3 protein-coding genes are annotated in these 2,268 nt (G+C 49.5%); all 3 read right to left on the bottom strand.

All coding sequences use genetic code 11. From position 1 onward, the window contains the following. Positions 1-327, bottom strand: a 327-nt coding sequence (locus VN105_RS23745; protein WP_325644909.1) for an STN domain-containing protein, incomplete at its 3' end; no start/stop codon positions are given. A 279-nt stretch (positions 328-606) separates the two neighbouring features. Continuing rightward, entirely contained in the window at positions 607-1,749 is a 1,143-nt protein-coding gene (locus tag VN105_RS23740; protein WP_325644907.1) for a FecR family protein, read from the bottom strand. A gap of 42 nt (positions 1,750-1,791) precedes the next feature. Further along, positions 1,792-2,268 (bottom strand): RNA polymerase sigma-70 factor (locus VN105_RS23735; protein ID WP_325644905.1); only part of this gene is annotated, 477 nt, incomplete at its 5' end.

Here is a 2,268-nt window from a genome sequence, read left to right as displayed (position 1 = left end):
GCCTTTAATGGTGACCGATACACCGGGAACAGGCGAGCCTTTAGCGTCATTTATCTGACCGGTGATGTTTATAGCCACCCCGGGAGCATCCGGTGTTTCCGGCGCCGATGTTTTTCGGCTGATCACCACATTGTTTTGAGTGATCACGTATACTACGGGTTGATCTTTGAAGCATTGATCCAGCACTGTTTTTAACGACGCATTGGTAACAGCTATTGAAACTTTCTTTGTTTCTTCCAGTGCGCTGGGGTTGTATAAAAAATTAAACCCGGTTTGCAGCCTTATCTGCGTAAATATTTCTTCCAGGGATGCGTTTTTGACTTTCAAATTAATAGATTGAGCGTATGTTGCCGCTCTGACCTGCAAAACTGTTGCAAGTAATAGTACTATTGTAAGTTTCATAACTGAGGAATATTTTAAAGAACGCATAGGACACCCGCTGCACCTGTATGCATTTGGGATATCTTACCACTAAATGTTTGGTTTTATAACCTAGCTGGCGGGTTAGTTAGCTATTCCATGACATGGGCCGCCAAGGCTTGGCCGGGGTGCGTCGCGCGCCGCATCCGGCCGTATTTAAGTAATAGCAATACGGAGTAAAAGATTTTATGGCATAATTGTTACCCTCCTTCCCTCAATTTTAAATTTTAAGCTTTTGGTTAATTCAATTGTCTTTAACAGATCTTCCAGATTTTCGTAACGGGAAACGGTTCCTCCAAGGCGCTGTTTCATTACATCGCCCTGGTAGCTAACGTCCACATCGTACCAGCGCGCGATGGTTCTCATAACGCTTTCGATGCCCTCATTTTTAAAGAGAAAATAGCCGTTCTTCCAGGCAATGGCGTCGTTAGGATTTACCTCATTGATATGAAATTCCTTGTTAGTCGCCAAAATTGCCTGCTGTCCCGGTTTAAGTAATACCTGGTTATTATGGGCAGATAGCTTAATGGAGCCTTCCAGTAATGTAGTTTGTATAGTTGGTTCATCTGCATAAGCATTCACATTGAAACTTGTTCCCAGCACCTGCACCTCAGCGTCTTTGATCTTCACCCTGAATGGCTGGTTGGCATTACCTGCTACTTCAAAATAAGCTTCTCCATTCACCTCTACAAGTCTTTCCGGGCCTGTAAAGGCCGTTGGATAACGCAGCGTGGAAGCAGCGTTTAGCCACACCTGTGTGCCATCCGGGAGTGTGATCCGGAACTGGCCGCCCCTTGGGGTGCTGAGTATATTATACTGAACGGAAGCGGGGGAGTTTTGGGCATCATATTTTAGCTGGCCGCCCTGCAGATGGATAGCCGTTGCGCCCTGCCGGATCACCTGGTTGCCGGCGCTGTCCAATGTTATTTTAGACCCATCTGATAAGGTCAGGGTAGCCTTGTTGGTGCCGGGTATTGCATCGGCCATGAGTTGTTGCGCTGCCGGCTGTTTCACCGGCCGCTGCAGCCATAACCAGGCGCCGGCTACAAGAGCGAGTATCGCGGCAGCCACCGCCCACCGGTACCTCCGGGGCCTGATAGTGTGAACAGGGGACGTTTCCTGGTCAAGCCGTTGCCGGATCAATTGCCTGATCCCTTCATCCGGCGTTCCTTCGTAGGCCCGCGCTACCAGTTCCCCGTAGATCGTTTCGTCCAGGAGTTGCACGTACTTTGGGTCTTCCAGCGCGTCAGCCAGCTGCCGGCGTTCTTCCGGCGAGATCCTGTCATCCAGGTATTTTTCCAATAAATCCTTGAATTGGTCGATGTGCATATACTATAAAGACGCAGCAGCGTAAAAAGAGGGTTGCTCTCTTTAAAAAAAAATTTGGAACAGCAGTCGCAGTGCATGCCGCATGAAGGTGCGCACCTGTGCCAGGGCCTTTATCATATGGCCTTTCACCGTTTCCCGGGAAATACCCAATCGTGCCGCAATTTCCTCGTACTTTAATCCTTCGTGCCGGCTCAGCTCAAAAACGGCCCGGCGTTGCGGCGGCATCTGGTTTACCACCGCCTGCATCAGCTCCCGGAGCTGTTTGGTGGCCAGTTGCTCCTCTGCAGAGGAATCAGCTGCCGGTTGCAGCTGCGCTATACCATCGGGGATCGGAACCACCAGCTTCTTTCTAAATTCACTTAGTATCCTGTTCTTGGCCATTGTGTACAAATAGTGCTGCGGCCGTTCTATATCCGGGAGAGTGCCCCGGTTTTTCCAGATGGTGAGAAATACTTCCTGTACCACATCCTGGGCCTTATGAGAGTCTTTCAGGTAAGCAATGGCCTGTCCATACAGGTT

Source organism: Chitinophaga sp. (assembly GCF_035564935.1).
Taxonomy (GTDB): domain Bacteria; phylum Bacteroidota; class Bacteroidia; order Chitinophagales; family Chitinophagaceae; genus Chitinophaga.
The sequence above is the reverse complement of the archived record's forward strand: the minus strand, read 5'-3'. Positions and strand labels throughout refer to the sequence as shown.